Genomic DNA, 23,790 nt, shown 5'->3' with positions numbered 1-23,790 from the left:
CTGAGCATGGGTTCGCTACGCGGGACTAGCCGACGCAGCCGCCCGCGAAGGACGGTGATCCGGTCGTGATGACGATCCACAAGATCACCGCTGGCGACGGCTACACCTACCTGACCAGGCAGGTAGCCGCAGGAGACACCAGTCCTGAACGGGGCAAGGCCGCAGCGAGGTATTACACCGAGACCGGCAATCCACCGGGGATCTGGATGGGTTCGGGACTGACCGACTTGGGGTTGGCCGGGCAGGTGTCCGAGCAGCAGATGACGGCCCTGTTCGGTCAGGGTTTGCACCCGAACGCCGCGAACATCATCGCCGACTACCAGCGCGAGCACGTCGAAGCCGGCATGTCGGAAGGACAGCTGGAGAAGGTCAACCAGCTGGCGCTGAAGGCAGCACGCCTCGGCCGCCCGTTCCCCGACTACAAGCATCTTGAGCCGTTCGACGAGCGAGTATCAGGCCGGTTGGAGGCAATCCGCACCGAGGTCGGCCGTGCCCCAACCGCAGCGGAGGAGAAGAAGATCCGTCGGGAGGAGGCGCGACGCCAGCGGCGGGCCGTGGCTGGCTTCGACCTCGTGTTCACCCCGGTTTCTTCGGTCTCCCGGCTCTGGGGTCTCGATCCGCGCCCATGGGTACGCGACGCGATCGAGCAGTCCCACTACGCCGCCCGAGACACCGCACTGAAGCTGCTGGAAGAGAATGCCGCGCTCACCCGCACGGGCTCCTCGGGCCAGGCCCAGATCGAGACTCACGGCCTGATCGCCGCCGTTTTCGACCATGCGGACAACCGGTTGGGCGAGCCGAACCTCCACTCCCATGTCGCGGTTTCCAGCAAAGTCTTGGGGACCAACGGAAAGTGGCAGGCACTCGACGCCCGCAGCTTCTACCGCATCACTGTGGCTGCCTCCGAGCTCTACAACACGGTGCTGGAAAACGAACTACACGCCCGCCTCGGGCTCGAATTCGAGCCCCGACCAGACACCCTGGACAAGCGCGAGCCGGTGCGCGAGATCAAGGACTTCCCGTCGAGAGTACTGTCGCACTTCACCCGCCGGCGCTCCGACATCGAGGCAGAGTACAAGCGGCTGGTGGACGAGTTTCGCGCCACGCATGGGCGTGATCCGTCGCTGCCAGCGGCTCACGAGCTCGCCCAACAAGCGACGTTGGCGACCCGCAATGGCAAGAAGCCTCCGCGAGCGTGGTCAAAGATGCGAGATGAGTGGCGCGCCGACCTGGCAGAGACCTTCGGTTCGAAGGCCCTCACCAAGGTGACGGCGATCGTCCCCATAGGCGGCAGGCGCAAGTCGAAGCCGATCAACTGCGCCCAGCTGGACGTCGCAGAACTTGCCGGCCGAGTCGTGGCCGAAGTACAGGAACAGCACGCGACATGGACCCGCTGGAGCGTCCTGGCGCAGGTGCAACGAGAACTGCGAGGAACGCGGTTCACGACTCCGACTGAGCAGGAAATTGCGGTCTCGGCGGTCGTGGACGCGGCGCTCTCCACGTGGTCGATCTCCACCGAACCGCCGGAATCGGTGGCCGAGCCGACCGCACTGCGCCGATCGGACGGATCGTCGGTGTTCACGCAACACGGCGCCGAGCGGTACACCAGCCAAGCCGTATTGGAGGCCGAGGCCCGGCTGGTCGAGGCCGCCAAGTATCAGACAGCGGTCGCGGTGGACGGGCAGACCACCGACTTGGTGGTGGCCGACCATGAACACCGGACCGGCGAAAGTCTCGACCCAGGCCAGCGTGCGCTGGTGAAGGCATTTGCGTGCGACGGACGACTTCTAATGGCGGGAATCGGCCCGGGCGGAGCCGGAAAGACCACGGCTATGAAGGCCCTGTCGGAGGTGATCGATGCTGGCGAGAAGCGACTCGTGCCGCTGGCCACCTCCGCGTCCGCGGCAAGCGTGCTGGCCGCGGACTTGGGGGCCGATGCCGAGAACCTGCACAAGTTCCTGTGGGAATGGACTAAGGGGCCACACGCCGAAGCGTTAGCACGAGGGCAGAACGTGCCGCGTGAGGTCGGGTTCTTCGCCCTGAACCCGGGCGACGTCGTCTTGGTCGACGAGGCCGGCATGGCCGGCACTATGAACCTCGATCGGCTCGTGACCATCGCGGCCGAACGCGGTGCGGTCGTGCGCCTGTTGGGCGACTACCGCCAGCTCGGTGCCGTGGAGTCGGGTGGCGCGCTGAGGCTCATAGCCAACGAGTGCGGGGCTGTGGAGCTGTCCACGCTCTACCGCTTCGCCGACCCGATCGAGGCCGAGGCAACACTCAAGATCCGCGTCGGCGACGCGGCCGGGCTCGACTTCTATCAGGACGCGGGACGGATTCGGCACGGCTCCCGCCAGGGCATGACCGAGCAGGCGTACGCAGGCTGGAAAGCGGACATGCTGGCCGGGCGCAAAGCACTGATGGTCGCCACGTCCAACGCGAACGTCGCCGAGCTGTGCGCCCGAGCGCGAGCCGATCGAGTCGCCGCGAGGCAGGTCGAGGCCGAAGGCGTGCGTCTCCACGACGGCAACCTCGCAGGGGCCCGGGACCTCATCGTCACCCGGGACAACGACCGGCGGCTCCGCTCCGGGGTGCGCGACTTCGTGAAGAACGGCGATGCCTGGGAGGTAGTCGAGCGCCACGAAAACGGCGCCTTGACCGTCCAGCACTTGGAGCATCGCGGCCAGGTGCTGCTCCCGCCGGGGTACGTCGCAACCAACGTCGAACTGCTCTACGCCACCACCGCACACCGCGCCCAGGGCTCAACCGTGGACGCCTGCCACGCTCTCATCACCGAAGAGATGGGACGGGAGAACTTCTACGTCATCGTCTCCCGCGCCCGCCAAGGGACGGTCTTGTACGTCGCCACCCACGAGCTCGCGAGCCTGGATGAGGACGAACACGTGGACGCTGTGAAGTTCGACCAGGATGCCTATGCCGCTCGCGAAATCCTCGAGCATGTGGTCGCCCGCGAAACCGCGGAGCTCTCCGCGACCGAGCAGATCCGGACCTCGTTCGCCGAAGCCGAATCTCTGTCCGGCCTCGTGCCCCGGTACGACCACGCGCTCGACGTGGCCACCGACGCCCACTACCGGCAGATGGTCGAGAGAGTACTGCCCGACGTTGCCGAGGAGATCACCAGCGACTCGGCATGGCACGCCGTGCTGCGAGCTCTGCGCGACGCCGATGCTGCGGGATGGGACGTTCCAGCTCTCCTCAACACCACGGTGCGCCGCCGCGAGCTGCACACTGCGGAGTCCCTGGCTCAAGTCATCTCGTGGCGTCTGCGCCGAGTGATAGATGCGGAGCCGACACCGGTGGCCGACGCCGCCGACGAGATTCGCTACCGCTTGTTGCTGGGCGAGCTCGCCCCCACGTTGGCGGCTGACGCCGGGCCAACCCGCTCGTCGACCGTCTCTGTCCCGCGAGCCCACTCTTATGACGACCACGAGCAGTTCTACGAGGACGCAGTGAGCGCGGTGCTTGGATCCGTCCGTGCAAACCAGGCTCGCGAGGACGCCGCGTGGCCGACGCTGGTACTTGCTCTGCGGCGCGCGGACGCCCTCGGGCTCGACCCCACCACGTCGCTCGACGCCGTGATCGATCAGAGAACGTTCCGCGCTGGGACCTCGGTCTGCCAGGCTGTCGCCCTCGCCGTCCACCACTACCTTGACGCGCAAACCGCTGGCACGAGCAACAATTCGCGCTCTATATGGCGACGAATCACGCGTGCGCTGACGCAGTTGGAACAGGCCGGCACTGAACCCGCCGCTGCTCTCGCCGACGCCCTTGAGTCCGCCGAGACCCGACCAGGTCGGATCACGCTGGCGTCGTTGGCTGCGCGGTTGCAGGTCGCTGCTCATCGCGCCGAGGATCCGCTTCTTCCTCCTTGGCTGCGCACCATACGGCGCGGTGCCGACCTACAGTGGCAGCCATACCTGGACACCCGGGCCGAGCTGATCCGTCGTCGCGTTGGCCAGCTAGCACAGACGACCGCATCCGAAAGACCAGCGTGGACCGCGTGCCTCACCGCGGAACCCACCGATCCGGCCAGCCGCGAGGTCTGGCTAAGTCACCTCGCCGTCATAGCCGCCTACCGCGACCAGTACCGAGTCGCCGACGACGACCCAGACCACCCCCTCGGTCCATACCCCGAGAGCGGACGGGTCGGCCACCGCGCCTACTGGGTGGCCGCCGCATCCCTCCTGGCGCTACGCGGGGCGCGCCCGGATGCCAATCCGGCCTGGGGGAGGCTGGCGGCTGACCACTACCGGACCCTGGGCGTCGAAGAGCAGAACCGCATCGGCGTCGAACTCGCCAAACGACTCGGCCAAGACTGGCTCGGCGACGTACGCGAGCCCTCTGTCGACGCAGATCAGCCCGTCTACCTCCACCAACTCGCAGCCATCCTGGCCGAGAATGGGCACCTGGACGTTCCAGAGTCCGACCCCGCCGGACGACGGGGTCCGAGGCCTCCGAGTGCTCGCGGTCGGGCAAAGCTGCACCGCACTCAGCCGGTCCATACAAGTCAGCAACCGGCGCCCAGAGTCCGCAGATCTGAGGCACCGAAGCACACGCCAAACCCCGACGGGCAGCCCCCGCCCCGGATCCCGCCGAACCCACAACGCGGGCCCAGGCCCGGGCAGTGAGGCTCATGCCAAGGCGGGCTTCCCGACGTCCAGCGACAGGCCACGCAGGGCGGCACGGGCCATCGCCACGCCTCGGGCGAGCACGTGATCTTCCGTTGCAGCCCCGACCTCCGTCGGCCGAGCTTCCCGGCAGGATCGGCAAAGGCCAGCAGCAGGAACAGGAATGCCGCACCCGCCGCACTCCAACCGCTCCGGTGCGGCGCACCGCTCCACTGGCATCTTCGCGATCAGCCGCGTCTCGATGAACCGCGCCGGGTGATACACCCCGGCCCGCGGCAGGCCAGACGTCAGCGAGCCCACGACGTGAAGCTCTGAGGCACCACGCCGCCGCCACTCCGTCACCAGCGGCGCGAGGCGCACCACGTCGGCCCGCCCCACTGACAGCTGCGGCTCCGTACGTGCCACGCGGGCAAGCAGCTCGACGCTCGCTCTCGTCTCCTCGTCGCATTCCCCCTCCCGCCCGTCTTCTCCGTCCTCCGCAGAAGGCGCCGGGTGGGTGGGTTCTTTCCCCCGATCTTTCACGGGTTGATCGCCGTCTGGACCGGTAGTCGGCCCACCGGAGGCCGGAAGCTCGGTCTCCGGGCTGAGCTGGGACGACGGCCCGCCTGGACCGTCGAACACCTCTACCTCGGTGTAGATGTGCCCTTCGGACGTACGCTTCTTCGTCCTCTTGAGATAGCCATGCCTCTCCAACTCCCGCATCGCAGAAGCTACGCGCTCCCGTCCCTCCGGTGTCCGTTCCGCCAACGTCCGGATGTCGTCGCGCTTCCCGTCAGGTTGCGAGAGCAGGTAGGCGAGGATGCCGCGAGCACAGAAGCTCAAGCGGCTGTCTCGAAGGACTTCGTTGCCCAACGTCGTGAAAAAGCGCACTCGCGCGCTACGATGGATACGCATTCGGGAGCCCTTTACTCCTGGTGCCACGCCCCGGCGGTGTTGGTAGCACCGGCCGGGGTATCTTCTTTCTCAGCTGCCGAAGATACTACCCGCCAAGCACCTTTAGTCGCAGCTAACCGCGCTGCTTCAAGGAAGCACGCTGAGATTTCACCCGATCGCATGAAGAGGCTCAAGCCCGGCCGACCATCGAACGTGATGTCGCACGGGTCGGCCGGGAGCACGTTCAGCGACTCGACAGGACCTCGTCCCTCGCGACCGCGAGCGCGGAATAGACCTGAGCCCACGGGAACGTGGCAGCCCCCGGCCTGCCTGATGCAGGAAGTGGAAGGGCGGCCCGGTCGAGCACGAAGCGTACGCCGGCCTCCGCAAGCAGCTCGACGCTTCGAGGAAACGCCGGATGCTTGACCAGCTCCTGGTTCGGCCAAGGTGCCAGGATGACAGGCTTCCCCATGCCGATTGCTTCATTGACCAGGCCAAGGGCCAAGTTGTCAGAGATACCGCCGGCTACTTTGTTGACGGTGTTGAATGTCGCGGGCGCTACCACGAACGCATCCGCATCCGGCAGGACGTCAGGTTCATTAGGATTCTTATAGTCGTCACGAACGGGATATCCGGTTAGCTCTCGGAGCAACTCGGTATCAAGAAACCGCATCCCCATACGGGTCCCGATCACACAGACGTCCCATCCCTCACCCTGTGCGTGCCGTACGAGCTCCGGCATGAACTCCGACGGGTAGCCACCACAACCGATGGCGTAGAGAACGGGCTTTTCGAGCAAGACAGTATCCTTCCAACCGCACGGCCGTAAAGAAAAACAGGGCACGAGGGTTCCGGGGCGGACGTCGCGCATCGTAACATCGGTACCACTTACCGTTATCCATGCCCCGGGTGGTGTCCGATGCCGTCGTCCGAAAAGCGTAGCGCTGACCCACTCACGACTGGCGAACGAGTGAGTTGGCACCGGCAAAGACACGGCATGTCACGCAGGGCACTAGCCGAGCTCGTCGGTCGATCTGAGGAATGGCTCCGACTTCTTGAAGTCGAGGGACGGGGCGCTGAGCGGCTGTCCAATTTGAGCAACCTGGCACACGCACTCGGTATGAGCGACGCCTCGATGCTTGTCGGGTTCGACCTGCGTCCTCTCCGCACAACCGGAGTGCCCGAGCATCCTGCGGTCGCTGAAGTACGCCTCGCATTGAGCCTGGCCGTCCTCGCGCCGGCCGCCGACGGCCCTCGGTGCACTGTGGAGTCGCTACAGGAACGCGTTCAACATGCGTGGACGGCATGGCGAGTATCACGAGCCCAATACATGGCTCTTGGTGCCCTGCTGCCCGACCTTCTCACTGACTCGATCGTGCTAGCCCGCTCGGCGCCGGACAACGAACGGCGAGCAGCGCACAAACTGCTCACACACGTGTATCTACTAGCGCAACGATTCGCATTCTGCGTCACCGCCCCGGCACTCGCCACGCGATGTACTGATCGCGCACTCTTGGCCGCGGACCAGGCCGACAATCCCGAACTGTTGGCACTCGCGGGGTGGGCCTCCGCCATGACTTCCCTCGCCGCTGGCGAGCCGGGCGAGGCGTCAGAAATCGCGCTGTGCGCGAGAGAGCGCCTTCCAGTCGCGACGACCCCACGCTCGACGGCATTGCGGGGCTCGCTGATGCTGTTCGCCGCGATTGGCGCGGCACGCGCCCGCCAGCCTGCCGATGCATGGCGGTACTGGGATGAAGCAGCCACGATCGCGGGACGGTTGCCCCACGGGTATCAGCACCCACACACACAGTTCAGCAACGCGAACGTAGCGGTCTATGGCGTCGTCCTGGATGTCGAGACCGGCAACGCGACCGTGGCCACCGATAGAGCCGCGAGCCTCGATCCCAGCGAGATTCCATCGACCAATCGCCGCGCTCAGCACTTCATCGACGTCGCACGCAGCCACCACCAGGCCGGCGACGGGGCACGAGTACTCCCAGCGCTGCTCGCTTCCATCGCCGAGTCCCGAGAGACCATTCTCTACAGCCCAGATGCCCGGGACCTTGTCCTAGCCCAAGTCCGCGCTTGCCGGACCGACCCGGCGTCGCAGCTCTCACAGCTCGCCCGACTACTCGACATCGCATAGGGCCGCATTGTCAACATTGAGAGACCGTCGCCCGGGCCGATGATTGACAAACGCCAAGTCCACCCGTCGCGATTGCTCCCGGCATCGATCGATGGGCAGACACAGGGCGCAGTTTCAACGGCCGCCTTGGTCACGGTGGCCGCCGCAGTCACGGCAGACACGAGGTGCGCCGCCGCCCAGACACGCGAAACCATCCTGCCCTGTTCCGTTGTTCGTACGAACTCTCATATACTCGCCCCTACCGGCCGACAGGGGGACGTGGTGCACGAGGGCGCACATGGAACGCACGCAGAGGTATCCGGCCGGAACCACCGCACAGCATCTGCACGGGACATCAAGGGCAGTTCGCTGTCGTTCGGCGACACCATCAATCACTACCATGTTACCCACGCCATGCCTCGAAGGCCCTTGGCTATCCCGGCAGACCTTGGCGACTTCCAAAATCGCAAGAGCGATCTCGCCAAACTGAATGGCTTTCTAGAATCAGACAAGCTTGTCTGCCTGATCGCTGGAACGGCCGGCGTCGGCAAGACAGCCTTGGCCATCAAGTGGGCGCACCGAGTCAAGAGCCATTTTCCGGACGGGCACCTCTACGCCAACCTCGGCGGGTTCACAACCCAGCCACCAGGTGACCCCTATGCCATCCTCGGCAAGTTCCTACCCGCAGTCGGCATTCCAGCAGGCGAACTGCCAGACTCTCTAGACGCCCGTTCGGCGCTGTTCCGTTCGGTTCTAGCAGAACGCCGGATCCTGATCGTTCTGGACAACGCAGTCGCGGCCGAGCAGGTCCGGCCGCTACTGCCAGGGGCCGGCACGTCTCGCGTGGTGGTCACGTCTCGAAGCCTCATGGACGGGCTCGGGCTCCAAGAGAGCGTCGTCCGGTACGGCATCGACGTCTTCCCAGCAGCTGAGGCGATCGCGATGATCAGAGCGATTGTCGGCAGCGAGCGCGCCGTGACGGACGGCTCCAGTATCGAGGAAGCATCCAGGCTGTGTGGATCGCTACCGCTGGCTATCCGCATCTTCTCCGAGCGGGCGAGAAACCGGCCGTTGACTCCGTTGCCGGATCTTGTCGACACCCTCCGAGACCCCACGACCCGATGGCGGACGCTCAGCGCAGGAGACATAGCCGTGTCAAAGGCATTCAGCGCGTCTTACGACGATCTTGACGAAACGGCCCAGCAGGTGTTCCGCCGACTGGGTTGGTTCCCCTCGCCGGAGTTCAGCATCGGAGCTGCCGTGGCGTTAACTGGGCTCATCCGCCGAGATGTAGCCCAAGCTTTGGATGATCTGGAGGCCGTCACACTCGTACGCCGTGTAGGACCAGACCGCTACCGTACCCACGATCTGCTGCACGGTTTCGCGGCCGAGAAGGCAGCCGAGGAACCACTGCAGGAACGCCACACGGCAGTCAGACGCCTGCTGAATTGGTATCTGGAATGCGCTGCGCAGCTACGGTCCATCGCGCCTTACGAACAAAGCGCGGTTCACGTCACGGTGGACGTACGGCAGTCCGAAATCGCGCAGCCTGCCTTCGCCTCCTACCGAGACGCGCTGTCGTGGTTCCAGAACGAACGCGCGGATTTGATAGCCGTGGTGAGCTTGGCCGACTCCAACGGCGAATACCGCTTCGCATGGCAAGTCGTTGCGGCGCTGAGCTTCGCGTACGCCCACATCGGCCACTTCGACGACTGGTTGACGTTGATTCGCCTGGGGACGACCTGCGCCGAACGGGATGGCGACCCTGCGGGCTACGCCGCCCTCATGGCCTTTCACGGGATGGCCTGCAAACAGAGAGGCAAATACGACGAGGCCTCGGAGCACTACCGCACAGCCCTCGACCAGTACCAGACGTCGAACGATGTCCACGGTCAGGCCTGGGTACAGAATCTGCTCGGCTATCTGTGCCTGGCCGCTGGTCGTCTCGACCAGGCCGACGAAGCGTTCCACACCTCGCTCACGCTGTGCCACCACAATGGACTCGAGCAGCTTGCCATCCTGCCTGCCGAGGGCCTGGGTCGCACGGCCCGGGCCCGCGGCTACGGCGAAGCCGCTATGGTCGCGTTCGAGGCCGCCCTCGCCGCCCACCAAGCCGGAAGCGACGTCGCCCAGCAGTTCGGCGTCCTGGTGGAGATGTCAGGTACTGCCACGGAACTCCACCGCCCTGATGACGGCGTTGCTTACGCCACACGGGCACTGGAAATCGCCACCCGTGACGAAGTCTCCAGCAGGTACTTCGAAGGGCTCGCCCTGGCCGCCCTCGGGGACGCACTGCATGCAGCCGGCCGCCTGGACGAGGCACGGGTGCAGATGATGCTCAGTGAGTTCGCAGGTAGCGCGGTCCCGCGAAACCGTGGCGAACCGGGCAATCGCAGGCCCAAGCGACGCTCCTCGGTGCAGTGATCGGCACAGCGCGAGTGCATCGTCACAGGTCAAAGATGCGCGCGATGGCTGGGTAGCGAACTCACTGAGCATCATCTGCACCCTGGGTGGCCTGCAAGACACGGGGCACCGTTTCACCCGACTCATCCGTGACCGCGACGCCAAATTCACCGCCGCGTTCGACGCCGTCTTCGCCTCCATCGGCGTCGAAACCTTGCTCACCGCGCCGCAGGCCCCGCGGATGAACGCCATCGCCGAACGCTTCGTACGCACCGTCCGCGCCGACCGGATGCTCATCTTTGGCGAACGCCACCTGCACCCCCGACGATGCTCCAAACGTCGTCCCGTTTCCAATACCCGCACAGCGGATACGTCGCAAAACAGTCCTCGCAGGACTGATCAACGAGTACCAGAAAGCCTCCTAAAATCCCAGGTCACGATACCAGTGGCCAAGTTTCAGAGGTACTACAGGGATCACGGCGGAGTTCCCGATTCGGCTTCGGACCGCTGTGCCACCGTCGAGCGGCATCGACCGTGGCACAGCGGTCCGTGTCCGGGTTTGATGATCTGTTGCGGATGACCACCGCGGGTGTGACGCACATCACGGGAACCACACCCGGCCGAAACGACAGGCCATGGCATGGACGACGAATTCCGGGCCCGGATACGGGCTGGTGACGAAGGCGCGTTCGCCGAGCTGTTCCGAAAACACGGCAGGTCTGTGTACAACCACTGCCTCCGGTTGAGCGGCGACTGGTCGGTCGCCGAGGACTGCACGTCGCTGACGTTCCTGGAAGCGTGGCGGTTGCGCGGCAGGGCCGACCCCCACGGTGGCAGCCTGCTGCCCTGGCTGCTGGGCATCGCCACCAACGTCATGCACCAGCGCCGGCGCGCGGCGTGGCGCCACCACCGGCTCATGCAGAAGATCCCCACGCCCGAACTGGTCCCCGACCTGGCCGACGAGATGGTCGAGAGGCTGGACGACCAGGAACGCATCGCCGTGGTCAAACAGGTCCTGGCCGGGCTGCGGCGTACCGACCGCGAGGTGCTGTCGCTGTGCGTATGGGCCGGCCTGGACTACGCGGCCGCGGCCGCCGCGCTGGGCGTGCCGGTGGGCACGGTCCGCTCCCGCCTATCGCGGGCCCGGCGGCGCCTGGACCAGCTCGCTGAAAAAACTCTCGCCCAAACCGGGAACCCAGCCCGCCCAGACAGACAGCTACCGGATGACCGCACCGATGCGGTCCGGCCCACGAACAGGAGATCACGATGACCGGGAACCCCGATGACGACCTGCGCGCCCTGCGCCAGATGCTCCCGGTGCCCCCCGACCGTGACTTCCTGCCCGGCCGCCGACACCTCCGTGAGGAGCACTTGATGACCAGCTGGACGTCCATGAACCGCCGCAACCAGCCACGCCGCCTGGCGGTCCGTGTGGCCACGTCGGTCGCCGTCTCCGCGGCCGCCGTCGGGGCGTTCGCCGCCGTCGCCACCCACGAAAGCCACTCCGCCGCCGGCCACGCGGTCGCGACGAGCACCACCCCCGGCGACGACACCGTCGCCGGCGACCAGATCAGCACCGTGGCATACAGCCTGACCAAGGTGGTTGGCGACAACAGTGTGCACATCGTCTTCCACGCCAGCGCGGCCGTGAACCCGGCCGAGTTCCAGGCCGACCTGTCCAAGCTCGGGGTCGAAGCCACGGTCACCGCGATAAGCCCCGACCAGGTGAAGAACGTCAAAATACACATCGGGGACAGCATCAGCGTGGCCTTCCGGCAAAGCAACGGCGACTACTCCACCTCCGTCGCCAACGGCCAGTTGGATCTGCTCGGATTCGGGACCGGCGACCCGATGCACCACGACTTTCTGGTGATCACGCCCGTCCATCCGGTGCCGAATCCGATCATTCCCACCGACACGGCACCGATATCGATGTACGCAGGGCACTGACAGCACACCCTCACGCGTGGCGCCGGCCGGCGCCACGCGGCGGCGCGACCGCATCCGGTTGCCGGATGCGGTCGCGCCGCTCGAATCAGTTCTCTGGCGCGGCGCTGCACGGCGCCATGTGCAGTATGCTGAGGGTGCCGACAACCTATACGACCTGCCGATATTCATGGAGCAGGCCTCCGGCACGGTCACGTCGCCTGTCTGCGGCGGTTTCATTCGGATCTGGATCTGCCCCACATTCAGTGATCGAACTGGTCAAGAGCTCAGCAGGACCCGTTTGCGGAGTAGGTCGAAGTCCGCGCGGCCGTACATTTGCTGTTTGTAGACCTTCAGTCGGTCCATGACTCCTTCCACAGCACCGGAATTGTGTTCGAGGGTAAGTCCGTTGATGACGGCGTCGCGGTCGTGGCGGATGCCGTTGGCGAACGTCTTCAGCTGCGGCAGGCCGCTGGCCTCAACGTCGGCCAGCCAGGCTTCGAGTTTGCCGCCTTCCAGCTCGGTGAGCATGTGGGCGAACCGCCCGACAATCTTCGCCGTCGCCTCCAAGTGCGGGCACGCGGCCTTGACCTACTTGAGTTTCACCGCCTCGTCCCCATCGAGATTGTCGGGACGGGTCAGCAGCCACGTCGTCGCCTCGCCGACCTCCGGCGCTGCGGGCCTGCCCGGCGGCGCGACACCGACCTGGCGGAACGGCTTCATGTAGTCCCGCAGCGTGCCGTAGGCGGCAGAGCAGCCCATCTCGTGGATCTCGGTCCATATCTGCTTGATGTTGGTGACGCCGGCGTTGAAGCGCTCGTGGATGTAGGGCTTGTACTCGTCCAGCACGCTCGACTTGCCGGTGCGTGTGGCGACCAGGAGTTCCTCGACGGTCTCGGCATGGCGGTAACGCGCGATGGTGCCCTTGGCCAGCCCGGTCGCGCGTTTGATCCGCCGGATGCCCAGCCCAGCGGCCTTCAGCTCCTGGACCTCGGCGAAGGTGCGCCCGATCCGCTCCGGCGATCACCGTTTCGTCGATGCGCCGAGCGGCGGCGGCCGCGGCCAGCTGCTCGGCATCGGGCCGCTGCTCCCACGCCTGTCGCGCATCCCGCAGCACGTCGTCCGAGGCCTGGCACAGACAGCCGTAGTGTGCGGTGACGGTCTTCTTCACATGCTCGCCGAGGTTCTTCCACAAGTGGAACCGGTCGGCGACCTGGATCGCTTCCGGCGCGCCGCGCCGGGCGCCGTCGGCGTAGGCGCCGCCACGGTCACGGCACGACCTCTACGCCGGGGTGTGCTTCGAGCCGTGCGGCCAGGTCGTCAGCCTCGCGTCCCTCGAACAGGTCTATCGGCCGGTGGTCGGCCATGTCCAGCCCGATCGTGCCGTAGACCCGGCCGCGCCGGATGGCGAAGTCGTCAACACCGAGCACTTCGACCGCGCCGATCGGTGGGTCCGCAAGCGCCCGCACCGCGCGGATCAGCGTGTTCCGCCCGACCGGCAGACCGAACACCGCAACCATCCGGGCCGCCGGCCGACCGGCCAACATCAGCCCCAGCTGCGTGACCAGGCCAGCCGCCGGAATACTGCGACGGGCATAGCGTGAGGTCAGGACCCCGACCCGCTCGGCGAACGTGCGCAGAGGACATGGTCCGTCGCAGAAGAACCGGCGCACGGTCAGCTCGACGATCACCGGCTGCGCGCCGATCGGCAGGTCCCCCAGACGCCGCCGGTAATGGCTGTGAACCCGCTCCGACCTCGCTCCGCATCGTGGACAAGTCGCCGTCGGGCCTACCGCGCACGTGCCGAGCATCACGATGCCGTCGCGGCGATCTATGCTCTCTACCTGCACGAACGCTAGGTGCGGCAAGAGTAAATCAATAGTCTGTGATGACCGCCGACGTCATATTGGCAGGCGCGCCCACCCCATGTAGCCAGTTCGATCACTGAATGTGGGCCAGATCCGTTCACCGAGGTGGGTGCGACGCTGCGGCCGCGCCTAGAGTCCGGTTTTTCCTGTTGCCCAATACGGCCTGGTGGTGATCGCGTTTCGGTCGAGGATCGCCGCGCCGACGAGTGCTTGCCTTTGGCCTTGGATGGACTGGGCATGGCCGAGGAGAAGTGCGCCATCGACATCGGCGAGGTCTTCGCGGCGGAGCGTCTCATCGAGCCAGGCGCGGGTCATCGCCCCGGGATCGTCTGCGAACGCGGGGACGAAGCGGTAGTGGGGCCACCTACCGCGGAGCCGGTCGACCGACGCTGACGGGGCCTCGATCACCACGGTCGACGGGTGCCGGCCGGCGGTGGCGTATGCGTCGAGGGTGCCGAGTGCGGAGCCGTCGCCGATGAGCAGCCGGTGGGTGCCGGTCAGTCTCATGGACACGTAGCGGCTGGCCAGAAGTGTGGTCTCCGTTCCTGGGTGAAGGCTCTGCAGCCATCGCGCACCCGGTCCGTCGCCGTGGAGAACGGCGAGGACGGTGATGCGGTCGGGTGCGTCGACGGTACGGACGTTGTAGCGGCGCCCTTGTGTCGGGGTCGCGCGAACCTGCACCTCGTGGCCGGGCTGCCAGCCGCCGGCCGGCGGGTCGGCGCGGAACTCGAGTTCAAGGAAGTCGGGTGCGATCCGCTCGGTGCGAAGTACGCGCGCTCGACGGCCCATGAGAGTTTCGGCGAGCTTGCCGACGAGGGCCGGTGCTTTGGGCATGAACGTCTCTCCTTGCGGCGGCTCAAGGCTTCCGCGGATTGATGGGGCTGGTGAGTGGGGTCGTCATTCGGCGGCGGGGCCGAGCTCGTTCGCGTCGAGCACGGTGTCTTCTTTGCGCACCTGGTTGTGCTTCCTGGGGATGAGGAAGGCGAGGGCGAGCGGGATGGTGCCCAGGCCGAAGGTCCACCAGAAGGCGTCGGCGAACCCGGAAAGCACTTGGCTCGGGGTGTGGGCGGTTTTCAGGTGGTTCTGCAGGATGACGGCGATGACGGCGACGCCGAAGGGCGCTCCGACGCGCTGGACGACGCTGAAGGCCGCGCTGCCGCTGGGGGTCTCCTCGTGGCTGAGGCTGCCGAAGGCGAGGGTCATGACCGGGTACGTGGCCGCACCGAAACCGATGCCCTGCAGAAGTTGGCCGGCCAGCAGCAGAAGCTCGCCGCCGTGGAGGTCGGCGAAGGTGAAGGGCAGGATGCCGATCATTGTCAGGGCGATTCCGCCGGCGACGACGAGGCGTCCATCGAGCTTGGCCACCAGGGGGCGTGCGAGGAGGAAGAAGAGTGTCGTACCGGCGCCCTGGGGGATCAGCAGCAGGCCCGTGGTCAACACGCTCTCGCCGCGAAGCTGCTGGTAGAACAGCGGCAGCAGCAGGGTCAGGGCATAGGTGGAGAACCCGGCCATGAATGTGATGATGCTGCTGAGGCCGAAGCTGCGCCGAGCGAACAGGCGCACGTCGATGAGGGGCTTGCGCCGCGAGGCCAGCGAATGCCGGACGAAGGCCGCGATGAGCACGGTGCCGATCAGTAGCGGCAGCCAGGCGGATACGGCGGCGAAGCCGTTGGCGCCGGCGGCCTCGGAGACGCCGTATGCCAATGCGATGACGCCGGGGGTCAGCAAAATGAGGCCGAGTACATCCAGCCGGTCGCCGGGACGGCCGGGGACTGCGGGAAGGAACCGGACGAGGGTGAGGGCTGCGATGCAGACCGGGACGTTGACGAGGAACATCCACTGCCAGGACCAGTACTGGAGGATGAGCCCGCCGAGCACCGAACCCAGTACCGGGGCCAGCTGCGCTGGGAGCGCGATCGCGATCATGGCTTTCCCGATCCGCTCGGGGCCGGCGGCGCGGGTGAGCATCGAGAAGGAGAGCGGGATCAGCATGCCCCCGCCGGTGCCCTGGAGCGCGCGGAAGGCAATCAGCATCGGCAGCGAGCTCGCCGAGGCGCACAGGGCCGAGCCGACGAGGAAGGCCGCGACCGCGAAGGCCCAGACGTTGCGGGCGCCGAATCGCTCGGAGGCCCATCCACTGACGGGGATCACCGCCACATAGAGCAGCAGGTAGGCGGTGGCGACCCACTGGGTCCGGGCAACCGAGGCGTTGAAGACGGTGTGCAGGTGGTCGATCGCGATGTTCACGATCGTGGCGTCCAGCAGAGTCGTGAAAACCCCGAGGACTAGAACCACGCTGATGAGGTTCAGCCGCCGCTGCGGCACGAGCGCGCCCGTAGGGGCCGGTATTGTCGTCGTCATAGATTCAAACTAAACCGTTCAGTTCAGTAGTGCAACACTGAACCGTTCAGTCTGATTCGTGTATCGTGGAGGGATGAATGAGCCCAAGCCGGTGCACCTGCTGAGTGCGGGATCGGCGGCGAAGCGCCGGGCCGTCCTGGCAGCGGCACGCGACCTGTTCGTCAGTCAAGGCGTGGATCGCGTCAGCATGGACGCCGTGGCTGCCAGGGCCCAGGTCTCTAAGGCCACCGTCTACAGCCACTTCGGTGACAAACAGCGGCTGTTCCGCGCGATCCTCGCTGACGCCGCCGAGTCTCTGGACGCATTCGCTCGGCAGGTCATCGGCGCGCATCTCGGCGACGGTGCCGGCATCACCAGCTCGGCTCGACTGGAGGAGGCGCTGACGGAGACCGCCATCGACTTCGGCATCGGGCTCGTCGGTTCCATCGAGTACTCCGCGGTCTGGGCGTTGGTCGCGCAGCGACGTTGGCAAGACCCGGACGCGGATGACGACGTGGAGACCACGGCGATCGAGAATGCCATCGCCGAACGTATCGCGCACTTCACCGAGCTCGGACTCCTCGATGCCGAAGATGCGCGGCGCGCGACGGATCACTTTTTCGCTCTCACAGTTCTCTTGGCCTTCAACGAGCAGCCGAACCCGCTCGCTGTAGACCAGGAACGACTCCGAGCGACCATGATTGACGGCGCGCGCGCCTTCGTCCGCGCATACGGCGCCCGCTAATGCCGTGAACCGAGTCTTGAGGACTTCTTGGAGCGGCTCCATCGCCCCTCACTTACGCGAGCACGTCGCCGACGCCGGACTCGGCGCCAGCGAGACCGAGACGGTCGAAAAGGTCCGCACCTACCTGGAGAACAAGAGCCCCTACCTCGGCTACGCCGCCCCTTCAAGCGCGGCTGGCCGATCGCGACCGGCATCGGGGACCGGGACGACGCCAGCGAGAACCGCCATCGCTTTGTCTGACGGCTACAAGCCCTAGCGGTGGTTTGTTAAGGCGGGAGGTAGAGGTTGAGTCCTCGTCCTGTGCCGACTGCGTTGATCAGGGCTTGGAGGTCTGGTGGCGGGGGCTCGGGCGACCATGCCTGCCACCAGCGTTGTAGCGCGATCCATGGGGCCAGCCAGGCCCGGACGGCGCGGATCGCCTTCGGCCAGGACGGCGGGGAGGGCTGGCGCCCGGGTTCGGGACCCCCTCTCTCCGGCGGCGGCATCGGCCGTCGTCGGCGGGTCCGGCGATGCCGGTTGGTCGAACCAGGTGTCCCAGCAGAACGAGAACGCGCAGTTCACTAGGGTCTGGTGGCGGCGGATCGCCGTGTCGGAGCGGTCGGCCCAGCCCAGCTCGTCTTTGACCTGCTTGTAGCTCTGCTCGATCCCGGCAGCGTGGCCGGATCGGCGGTGGCCACCACCAGGCGGGTCGTGCCGTCCGGGCCCCAGAATCCCAGCCGCGCGTCGGCGGCCCACCAGGTCTCGGTGTGTCCGTCGTGGAAGGTGCAGGTGACCGGCGTCCAGTCCCCGGGCTCTTCTTCGCTGGTGAAGGTCAGGATGCGGGCGGCGTCGGCCGGGGTGTAGGCGTCCGCGCCGTAGGCCCAGGTGCCGTGCCGGGGTTTCAGGGCCATGACAAAAGGCAGCCCGGCGGTGCGCAGCTCGCCGCGGAACCCGTCCTGGTCACCGTAGGCGGCATCCGCAGCCACGGCCCGGAAGACGAAGCCGGCCTTGACAGCGCGGGCCGCCAGTTCGGCGCCGATCTGCAGCTTGGTCCGGAAGTCGAAGTCGGCCTTACCGCGTAGGAAGTACTTGGCCGGGGTGTAGGGCACGGCGTGTACCGGGTAGTAGACGCGCTCATCGGCCCAGACTGTGGTGACGGTGACGATCGGCGTTGTCGGTCTTGCCCAGCCGGCCCAGCCATTGCCGGCCGATGTGGGCGGTCGCGGTGCCGTCTTTGCGGTCCCCGGAATCGTCGATGACCAGCACCCCACACTCGTGCGGGGCGGTGGCTGGATCCGCGAGCAGCAGCTCCAGCCGCCGGGTGTTGATCGCCTCGTGGTCCCAGCGGGACTCGGACAAGAAGAACTGCAGCCGCTGCACCGCCGGATGCTGCGCCCCGACGACCGGTTCGGCCCCGGCCAGAGCCGTCAGGGTCTTGTTCCGATCGCGCGGCGCCAGCAGCCCGGTGAGGTACTCCCGGAAACCCCTGCGCTGGGCCAGCGAGGCGAACAGCGGATCGAACATCGCCGCGTAGTCCTCCAGCGGACCCGGCACCACCGGACACGGCCGTCTCGCCGTCACGCCTACCACCTGCACAAACCCAGCCCCGCACCACTACCCTCTCTAGGTACGGATACTGCGAAACCAGGCCAGAGCCAACAAACCACCGAATAACGATGCGGCCTTCATGGTACTTCTCGACCACACAGCCACCAGGCAGGATGATCCACAGGCCATGGCACGCCGCCACGACTTCCTCTCCATGATCGGCGACCGCGCTCGAAGGAAGCCTGATCGACGGAATCAAGGCGTTTCCCTCTACGATGACGACGACTTCCGACGGTTCGCCGAACAGGCCCAAAACCTCGCGGATCCGCTGTGCCATCGCACGATCCGTGCCGGGATTCCACTTCCCGGCGACGTCCGCCTCGGCCGTGTCGATCGCACTCCACCTCGTCATGGGAACCGTACTGAGAGCAGCAGTCTCAACTCGCTGGCTCTCGGCCGCATCAAGAATCTCGACTGTCTTGACTTCCTCGGGACTGAGATCCACGAAGAGGTCGTCCACCAGCCGGCGAGTGTATCCGTAGTCTTTTGTGCTCATGTCCCGCATTCAACCCTTGCCCGCCCTACTCCTTCAGCGTGATGCTCCGGAGACCGGCGAGAAACGGTAGCCGCCCTCGTGGTGCACGACATGCCCGGCTGTGGGCGGCGCGAAGTGCGTGCCCAGGACCAGGGTGTCCGTTCCGACGAGTCCGGCAAGCAGGGTACGGCGCGAGGCCTCGGACTGTCGCGGGTCGATGTCGACGCAGGCACCGATGCCAGGGTCTGCGAGCTGGACGGGGTGGTGGACGCAGTCGCCGGTGATCAGCGCCGTCCGGCCGTGGCTGGTCAGCTCGACGGCGACGTGGCCGGGGGTGTGACCGGGAGTGGGGAGAAGCCGCAGCCCCGGGGCGACGTCGGCGCCCTCGGCGGGTACGTTGACGAGATCGAGCAGGCCCGCCTCCTCCACCGGGATCACGGAGTCCCGGAACATCTGCTCACGCGCCGGCTCCATCTCATATCCAGCCCAGAACTCCCGCTCGTCGCGGGAGGTCAGGTAGCGGGCGCGGGGGAAGGTGGGCACCCACGTCCCATTCACGTTCCGCGTGTTCCAACCGACGTGGTCGGCGTGCAGGTGAGTGAGGATCACCAGGTCGACCGAGTCCGGGTCGAATCCGGCGTCGGCCAGGCCCCGGAGGTAGTCGGTGTCCAGGTTGTGCCACGCGGGGTTGGCACGCTCCTTGCCGTTGCCGATACCGGTGTCCACCAAGACGCGCAGCCCGCCGAGCGCGAAGGCGAAGCTGTGGCTGTGCAGGCGCAGGAGGCCCTCGTCGTCGGCGAAGTGGGGATGCAGCCAGTCCTGCGCGGCGACGAGGTCCGGGGTGGCGTCGGGCAGCAACCACGGTCCGGTCGCGGGCGACAGCAGGACCTCGTCGACGCGGTGGACGGTGACATCACCCACGGTCCAGGACGCGGCGGCGGTCGGATTGGAGGCAGTCAGGTCGGCAGCGGTCGGGTCGGTGACGGGCGCAGTACTCATGATCGGTCTTTCCTTCGGTCTCGTTACAGCAGGTCGTTGAGTACGTGGCGGACGAGCCTGCTCCTCGGCACGATAAGCGCTGCCAAGGCCGCGACGGCCAGCACGGCGGCGCCGACGGCGTAGGCGTAGGCGGCGGTGCGCAGTCCGTAGTGCTGGGTGGCGGCGCCCGCGGCGATGGCGGGCAGGCTCATGGAAAGGTAACTGAGGACGTAGTACGCGGCGAGCGTCGCGGCACGGTCCCACTCGTCGAGTGCAGCGAGTGTCATGCGCAGCGCCCCTTGCGAGACGGCACCGAAAGCGATCCCGGCCAGGGCCGCACCGCCATAGACGGCAGGCAGCCCGACTCCGTGCAGACCGCTCAGCGTCAAGGCCGTGGCGGGGACGACGGCCAGGGTTCCGCCGATGGCGGCAGTGCGCGGCACCGAGTGTCGCAGCATCCACACGGTCAGCGCGGCGGTGGCGCTGAGTGTGAAGAAGACCAGGCCCCCGGCGGCTTGCGGGGCGCCGGGCGACACGAGGTGCACCAGCGCCGGCCCGAGGGAGGAGTAGAAGCCGCCCAACGCCCAGACGGCCACGACACCGGTACCGACCACCAGCAGGGCGCGGCGCGCCGCGGGCGGCACCGCGAGTCGGGGGCGTAACGAACGCAGGGCGCCGGCATGCGGGCGGGCCGTCTCCGCGGTGCGCATGACCGCTACCGCCTGAGCTGCGAACACGACCGCCAGCACGACGTACACGGTGACCGTCGGTGCGGGCGCGAAGCCCACGAGGAGGGTGGCGGCCAGGACACCGGCGGCCATACCCGTCACCGGGGCGATGCTGTTGGTCAGCGCGGATCGGCCCGGACGCCGGGGATCGGCCAGGTCCAGCAGGGCCGCGCCCGCGGCGCTGGTGGCCACGCCGGTAGCCGCTCCCTGCAGGACGCGGGCCGCGATCAGCGCACCGGCGCCGTCCGCCGAGGCCAGCAGCATCATGGCACAGGCCTGCACCAGCAGGGCACCCACCAGTACAGGACGTCGTCCCAGATGGTCGGAGAGCGCTCCGGTAGTGAGCAGGGCCAGCAGCAAGGCCAGGGAGTAGGCGCTGAAGACGACGGTGACGGTGAGCGAGGTCAGGTGCCATATGTCCTGGTAGCGCGGGTAGAGCGGGGTGGGCGCGCTGGATGCGGCGAGGAGAGCGGCCAGGATCGAGGCGGTCAGGGCGAAGGCGGCCGGTCGGTCGGCCGTGCGGGTGCGGACGGTGCGGACGGCCTGGTAGGGACGGGGGGCAGGTGCTCGGCGGGTGGCGGTGGCCATGGGGCCCTCTCAGCTAAACGCTATGGGTTTGCTTTAAGTCACTGTAGGCCCTACCGTGAGCTAAAGCAAACTCTTAGCTTTTACCTGAAGGGTGCCGCGCCACTTCAGCATGAGGAAAGAAGGAAGTCCGTGTCCGCCGCACAACCCACCCCGCCGGAGGTGGCCCGCTGGGCCGCCCGCGCCGGGCTCCACCTGCCCGCCGACCGCCACACCGAGGTCGCGGCCGTCGCCAACCACATCAGCTCCGTCGTCGAGATCCTGCGCGAGTTGGACTTCGGCGACACCCCACCCGCCATCGCCTACCGCGCAGGACAGGAGATCCCTGATGCAGCCGTATGAACTGTCCCTGGCCGCGGCCGCCGACGCGATCCGGGAACGACGACTGTCCCCTGTCGAGCTGGCAGACTCCGTCCTTCAGCGCATCGCGCAGATGCAGCCGCGCCTTCAGGCCTACGTCACCATCAGCGCCGAGCGGGCCCGCAGGGCCGCGCGTGAAGCAGAACGCGAGATCGTGGCCGGCCGCCACCGCGGTCCGCTGCACGGCATCCCCATGGGTCTCAAAGATCTGATAGACGTCGCGGGCACGCCGACAACGGCCAGCTCCCAGGTCCGCGCCGGCCACCTGGCGCGAACCGACAGCACGGTCGCCACGCGTCTGGCGCAGGCCGGTGCGGTCCTGCTCGGCAAGACGCACACGCACGAGTTCGCCTACGGCCTGACCACCCCGCAGACCCACAACGCCTGGGACACCGACCGGATCGCGGGCGGATCCAGCGGCGGATCCGCCGTAGCCGTAGCGGCCGGCATGGCCACGTTCGCTCTGGGTACCGACACCGGCGGGTCCATCAGGGTGCCCTCCGCGCTCAACGGGGTGGTGGGCCTCAAGCCGACCTACGGCCTCATCCCTCGTCACGGCGTCACTTCTCTGTCCTGGTCCCTGGACCACGTCGGCCCGATCACCCGCACCGTCGAAGACGCGGCCCTGGTCCTGACCGCCCTGACCGGACACGACCCCCAGGACGCCGCCTCCCTGGACTTCGCCTCCCTGGACGCGGCCTCCCCGACCACACCCGCCGCGGACTACCGGCCGACCGCCGACCCGGACCTGACGGGGCTTCGGGTCGGCGTGCCGCGCAACTACTACTTCGACCACACCGACCCCGAGGTCGAAGACAGCGTCCGGCAGGCCATCAACCGGCTGCAAGCCCTGGGCGCACGCCTCGTCGAGGTGGAGATCCCCATGACGCGCTACATCCAGGCCACCCAGTGGGCTCTGATGGTGCCCGAGGCCACCGCGTACCACGAGGGCACCCTGCGCACCGTCCCCGAGCTCTACCAGGCCGATGTCCGCACCCTCCTCGAGGCCGGCGAACTGATGCCTGCCGGGGACTACCTGCGCGCTCAGCGTTCGCGAACCCTCATGCGGCAGGAATGGACCCGCCTGCTGCGGCAGGTCGACGTGATCGCCGCCCCCACCATCCCGGCGACCGCCGTCAAGGCCGGCCAGGAGACGATCACCTGGGCCGACGGCACCGTCGAGGGCGTCTCCGACGCCTACGTACGCCTCTCGTCCCCCGCCAACATCACCGGAATACCGTCCCTGTCCATACCGGTCGGCCAGGACACGGCGGGACTGCCCATCGGCATGCAACTGCTCGGGCGGCCGCTCGGTGAGCGAGTGCTCCTGCGGATCGGCCACGCCTACGAGCAGACACTAGAAGCAATGATTTCGCTTTAAAGTAGATCTATGAGCAGACAGATGGTACGCCCCGGCGGACGCAGCGCCCGCGTCCAAGCCGGGGTGCACGCCGCCGTGCGCGAGCTCTCCGCCGAGGTGGGCCGGGACGCCCTGACGGTGCCGATGATCGCCCAGCGCGCCGGCGTGACCCCGTCAACGGTCTACCGACGGTGGGGAGACCTGCAGGAACTGCTGTCGGACGTGGCGGTCGAGCGGCTACGCCCCGACACCACACCCGGCGACCACGGCACACTCCGCTCCGACCTGACGGCCTGGGCCGAGCAGTTCCTCGACGAGATGTCCTCCCCCTCCGGCCGCGCCTACATCCGCGACGCCCTGCTCGGCGACCCGGACGGCGGCAACGCCGGCCGCTGCTCGGCCTACGCCGCCGAACAGATCGACGTCATCCTCAGCCGCGCCGCCGAACGCGGCGAGGAGACACCGGCCGTCGAGACAGTCATGGACCGCGTCGTCGCCCCCTTGATGTACCGCATCCTCTTCCGCCCCGACGGTCTCGATGCCGAGTATGCCCGCCAACTCGTGACAGGGATCTTCGACAACGCCGGAACAGGCGCGGCCGACTAGGTAGACACCGTGCAGTTTGAGAACGCCCGCCAGGCTGGAGGAAGGTCCGCAAGGCGAAACCGGTACCGGGTCGGGTCGGGTCGGGTCGGGTCGGGTACAGCATGCAGTTCGTGGACCTGATCGGGGTCTGCGTAGGGTTGAAGTCAGCACGGTTTCTGTCACCACGTAGCCGTCGGTGGGCTTTG

At 67.1% G+C, this 23,790-nt stretch carries 19 protein-coding genes and 2 pseudogenes; 9 read left to right on the top strand and 12 right to left on the bottom strand.

Annotated features, from left to right (window positions below; genetic code table 11):
* Positions 1 to 68 precede the first annotated feature (68 nt).
* Positions 69 to 4,646 carry a MobF family relaxase gene (gene mobF / locus KGQ19_RS08670; protein ID WP_194893724.1) on the top strand — a complete coding sequence of 1,526 codons (4,578 nt, stop codon included), beginning with the start codon at positions 69 to 71 and terminating at the stop codon, positions 4,644 to 4,646.
* A gap of 3 nt (positions 4,647 to 4,649) precedes the next feature.
* Here the strand turns inward: mobF and KGQ19_RS08665 are convergent, their stop codons facing one another.
* Both KGQ19_RS08665 and KGQ19_RS08660 read right to left on the bottom strand, forming a co-directional pair.
* Positions 4,650 to 5,540, bottom strand: coding sequence for a helix-turn-helix domain-containing protein (locus KGQ19_RS08665; protein ID WP_194893723.1), 891 nt, complete (start codon positions 5,538 to 5,540; stop codon positions 4,650 to 4,652).
* A gap of 223 nt (positions 5,541 to 5,763) precedes the next feature.
* Positions 5,764 to 6,318 (bottom strand): flavoprotein, encoded by a 555-nt coding sequence (locus tag KGQ19_RS08660; protein ID WP_212008556.1) that lies wholly within the window; start codon positions 6,316 to 6,318, stop codon positions 5,764 to 5,766.
* Between the two features lie 321 nt (positions 6,319 to 6,639).
* Here KGQ19_RS08660 and KGQ19_RS08655 point away from each other — a divergent pair, with 321 nt between their 5' ends.
* Complete coding sequence (locus KGQ19_RS08655; RefSeq protein ID WP_230418370.1) at positions 6,640 to 7,665, top strand: hypothetical protein; 1,026 nt, start codon at positions 6,640 to 6,642, stop codon at positions 7,663 to 7,665.
* Positions 7,666 to 7,926: 261 nt separating this feature from the next.
* A complete protein-coding gene (locus tag KGQ19_RS51795; RefSeq protein WP_212008555.1) occupies positions 7,927 to 10,068 on the top strand; it encodes an ATP-binding protein in 2,142 nt (713 codons plus the stop codon).
* 61 nt (positions 10,069 to 10,129) lie between these two features.
* On the opposite strand, the gene KGQ19_RS08645 is transcribed toward KGQ19_RS51795, so the two are convergent.
* Positions 10,130 to 10,366 (bottom strand): hypothetical protein, encoded by a 237-nt coding sequence (locus KGQ19_RS08645; RefSeq protein ID WP_194893719.1) that lies wholly within the window; start codon positions 10,364 to 10,366, stop codon positions 10,130 to 10,132.
* Positions 10,367 to 10,687: 321 nt separating this feature from the next.
* On the opposite strand from KGQ19_RS08645, the gene KGQ19_RS08640 reads away from it, so the two are divergent.
* Together KGQ19_RS08640 and KGQ19_RS08635 are read left to right on the top strand one after the other, a co-directional pair.
* Positions 10,688 to 11,317, top strand: coding sequence for an RNA polymerase sigma factor (locus KGQ19_RS08640; protein ID WP_194893718.1), 630 nt, complete (start codon positions 10,688 to 10,690; stop codon positions 11,315 to 11,317).
* A complete protein-coding gene (locus KGQ19_RS08635; protein WP_194893717.1) occupies positions 11,314 to 11,997 on the top strand; it encodes a hypothetical protein in 684 nt (227 codons plus the stop codon). The genes KGQ19_RS08640 and KGQ19_RS08635 overlap by 4 nt, the downstream gene beginning before the upstream one ends.
* A 255-nt stretch (positions 11,998 to 12,252) precedes the next feature.
* On the opposite strand, the gene KGQ19_RS08630 is transcribed toward KGQ19_RS08635, so the two are convergent.
* The 6 genes and pseudogenes from KGQ19_RS08630 to KGQ19_RS08610 all read right to left on the bottom strand — a co-directional run bounded on the left by KGQ19_RS08630 (position 12,253) and on the right by KGQ19_RS08610 (position 16,202).
* The gene (locus KGQ19_RS08630) at positions 12,253 to 12,504 is read right to left on the bottom strand and encodes a transposase (RefSeq protein ID WP_194893276.1); all 252 of its coding nucleotides are present in this window, start codon (positions 12,502 to 12,504) and stop codon (positions 12,253 to 12,255) included.
* A gap of 60 nt (positions 12,505 to 12,564) precedes the next feature.
* Positions 12,565 to 12,822: a hypothetical protein gene (locus KGQ19_RS49415; RefSeq protein ID WP_228554304.1), complete on the bottom strand. Its 258-nt coding sequence runs from the start codon at positions 12,820 to 12,822 to the stop codon at positions 12,565 to 12,567.
* A 235-nt stretch (positions 12,823 to 13,057) separates the two neighbouring features.
* Positions 13,058 to 13,231 (bottom strand): annotated as a pseudogene (locus KGQ19_RS53390) (transposase); the annotation flags it as partial.
* 10 nt (positions 13,232 to 13,241) lie between these two features.
* Positions 13,242 to 13,784, bottom strand: a complete 543-nt coding sequence (locus tag KGQ19_RS08620) for a transposase family protein (RefSeq protein WP_268907761.1) — start codon at positions 13,782 to 13,784, stop codon at positions 13,242 to 13,244.
* 186 nt (positions 13,785 to 13,970) lie between these two features.
* Entirely contained in the window at positions 13,971 to 14,675 is a 705-nt protein-coding gene (locus tag KGQ19_RS08615) for an SIP domain-containing protein (RefSeq protein ID WP_194893278.1), read from the bottom strand.
* A gap of 63 nt (positions 14,676 to 14,738) precedes the next feature.
* Positions 14,739 to 16,202, bottom strand: coding sequence for an MDR family MFS transporter (locus tag KGQ19_RS08610; RefSeq protein ID WP_194893279.1), 1,464 nt, complete (start codon positions 16,200 to 16,202; stop codon positions 14,739 to 14,741).
* Between the two features lie 73 nt (positions 16,203 to 16,275).
* On the opposite strand from KGQ19_RS08610, the gene KGQ19_RS08605 reads away from it, so the two are divergent.
* A complete protein-coding gene (locus KGQ19_RS08605) occupies positions 16,276 to 16,926 on the top strand; it encodes a TetR/AcrR family transcriptional regulator (RefSeq protein WP_194893280.1) in 651 nt (216 codons plus the stop codon).
* Between the two features lie 252 nt (positions 16,927 to 17,178).
* On the opposite strand, the pseudogene KGQ19_RS53385 reads toward KGQ19_RS08605, so the two are convergent.
* The 3 genes and pseudogenes from KGQ19_RS53385 to KGQ19_RS08585 all read right to left on the bottom strand — a co-directional run bounded on the left by KGQ19_RS53385 (position 17,179) and on the right by KGQ19_RS08585 (position 21,282).
* Positions 17,179 to 18,486: pseudogene (locus KGQ19_RS53385) on the bottom strand (IS701 family transposase).
* 556 nt (positions 18,487 to 19,042) lie between these two features.
* The gene (locus KGQ19_RS08590) at positions 19,043 to 19,987 is read right to left on the bottom strand and encodes an MBL fold metallo-hydrolase (protein ID WP_194893281.1); all 945 of its coding nucleotides are present in this window, start codon (positions 19,985 to 19,987) and stop codon (positions 19,043 to 19,045) included.
* A gap of 23 nt (positions 19,988 to 20,010) precedes the next feature.
* Positions 20,011 to 21,282, bottom strand: coding sequence for an MFS transporter (locus tag KGQ19_RS08585; protein ID WP_194893282.1), 1,272 nt, complete (start codon positions 21,280 to 21,282; stop codon positions 20,011 to 20,013).
* A 129-nt stretch (positions 21,283 to 21,411) separates the two neighbouring features.
* Here KGQ19_RS08585 and KGQ19_RS08580 point away from each other — a divergent pair, with 129 nt between their 5' ends.
* Genes KGQ19_RS08580 through KGQ19_RS08570 form a run of 3 tightly spaced genes read left to right on the top strand, consistent with a single transcriptional unit; the run spans position 21,412 to position 23,605 of the window.
* Complete coding sequence (locus tag KGQ19_RS08580) at positions 21,412 to 21,621, top strand: hypothetical protein (RefSeq protein ID WP_194893283.1); 210 nt, start codon at positions 21,412 to 21,414, stop codon at positions 21,619 to 21,621.
* Complete coding sequence (locus KGQ19_RS08575; protein WP_194893284.1) at positions 21,608 to 23,020, top strand: amidase; 1,413 nt, start codon at positions 21,608 to 21,610, stop codon at positions 23,018 to 23,020. Before KGQ19_RS08580 ends, KGQ19_RS08575 begins: the two co-directional genes overlap by 14 nt.
* A 9-nt stretch (positions 23,021 to 23,029) precedes the next feature.
* Positions 23,030 to 23,605 (top strand): TetR/AcrR family transcriptional regulator, encoded by a 576-nt coding sequence (locus KGQ19_RS08570; protein WP_212008552.1) that lies wholly within the window; start codon positions 23,030 to 23,032, stop codon positions 23,603 to 23,605.
* Positions 23,606 to 23,790 lie beyond the last annotated feature (185 nt).

The sequence above is a fragment of the Catenulispora pinistramenti genome, from assembly GCF_018274385.1.
Taxonomy (GTDB): Bacteria; Actinomycetota; Actinomycetes; order Streptomycetales; family Catenulisporaceae; genus Catenulispora; species Catenulispora pinistramenti.
This window is presented reverse-complemented; position numbering and strand designations above follow the sequence as displayed.

What these genes read in the sequence shown, in the direction of transcription:
- mobF (WP_194893724.1), top strand. Translation starts at nt 69, where the DNA reads ATGACGATCCACAAGATCACCGCTGGCGACGGCTACACCTACCTGACC.
- KGQ19_RS08665 (WP_194893723.1), bottom strand. Translation starts at nt 5,540, where the DNA reads ATGCGTATCCATCGTAGCGCGCGAGTGCGCTTTTTCACGACGTTGGGC.
- KGQ19_RS08655 (WP_230418370.1), top strand. Translation starts at nt 6,640, where the DNA reads ATGAGCGACGCCTCGATGCTTGTCGGGTTCGACCTGCGTCCTCTCCGC.
- KGQ19_RS08640 (WP_194893718.1), top strand. Translation starts at nt 10,688, where the DNA reads ATGGACGACGAATTCCGGGCCCGGATACGGGCTGGTGACGAAGGCGCG.
- KGQ19_RS08635 (WP_194893717.1), top strand. Translation starts at nt 11,314, where the DNA reads ATGACCGGGAACCCCGATGACGACCTGCGCGCCCTGCGCCAGATGCTC.
- KGQ19_RS08630 (WP_194893276.1), bottom strand. Translation starts at nt 12,504, where the DNA reads ATGCTCACCGAGCTGGAAGGCGGCAAACTCGAAGCCTGGCTGGCCGAC.
- KGQ19_RS08620 (WP_268907761.1), bottom strand. Translation starts at nt 13,784, where the DNA reads ATGCTCGGCACGTGCGCGGTAGGCCCGACGGCGACTTGTCCACGATGC.
- KGQ19_RS08615 (WP_194893278.1), bottom strand. Translation starts at nt 14,675, where the DNA reads ATGCCCAAAGCACCGGCCCTCGTCGGCAAGCTCGCCGAAACTCTCATG.
- KGQ19_RS08610 (WP_194893279.1), bottom strand. Translation starts at nt 16,202, where the DNA reads ATGACGACGACAATACCGGCCCCTACGGGCGCGCTCGTGCCGCAGCGG.
- KGQ19_RS08605 (WP_194893280.1), top strand. Translation starts at nt 16,276, where the DNA reads ATGAATGAGCCCAAGCCGGTGCACCTGCTGAGTGCGGGATCGGCGGCG.
- KGQ19_RS08590 (WP_194893281.1), bottom strand. Translation starts at nt 19,987, where the DNA reads ATGAGTACTGCGCCCGTCACCGACCCGACCGCTGCCGACCTGACTGCC.
- KGQ19_RS08585 (WP_194893282.1), bottom strand. Translation starts at nt 21,282, where the DNA reads ATGGCCACCGCCACCCGCCGAGCACCTGCCCCCCGTCCCTACCAGGCC.
- KGQ19_RS08575 (WP_194893284.1), top strand. Translation starts at nt 21,608, where the DNA reads ATGCAGCCGTATGAACTGTCCCTGGCCGCGGCCGCCGACGCGATCCGG.
- KGQ19_RS08570 (WP_212008552.1), top strand. Translation starts at nt 23,030, where the DNA reads ATGAGCAGACAGATGGTACGCCCCGGCGGACGCAGCGCCCGCGTCCAA.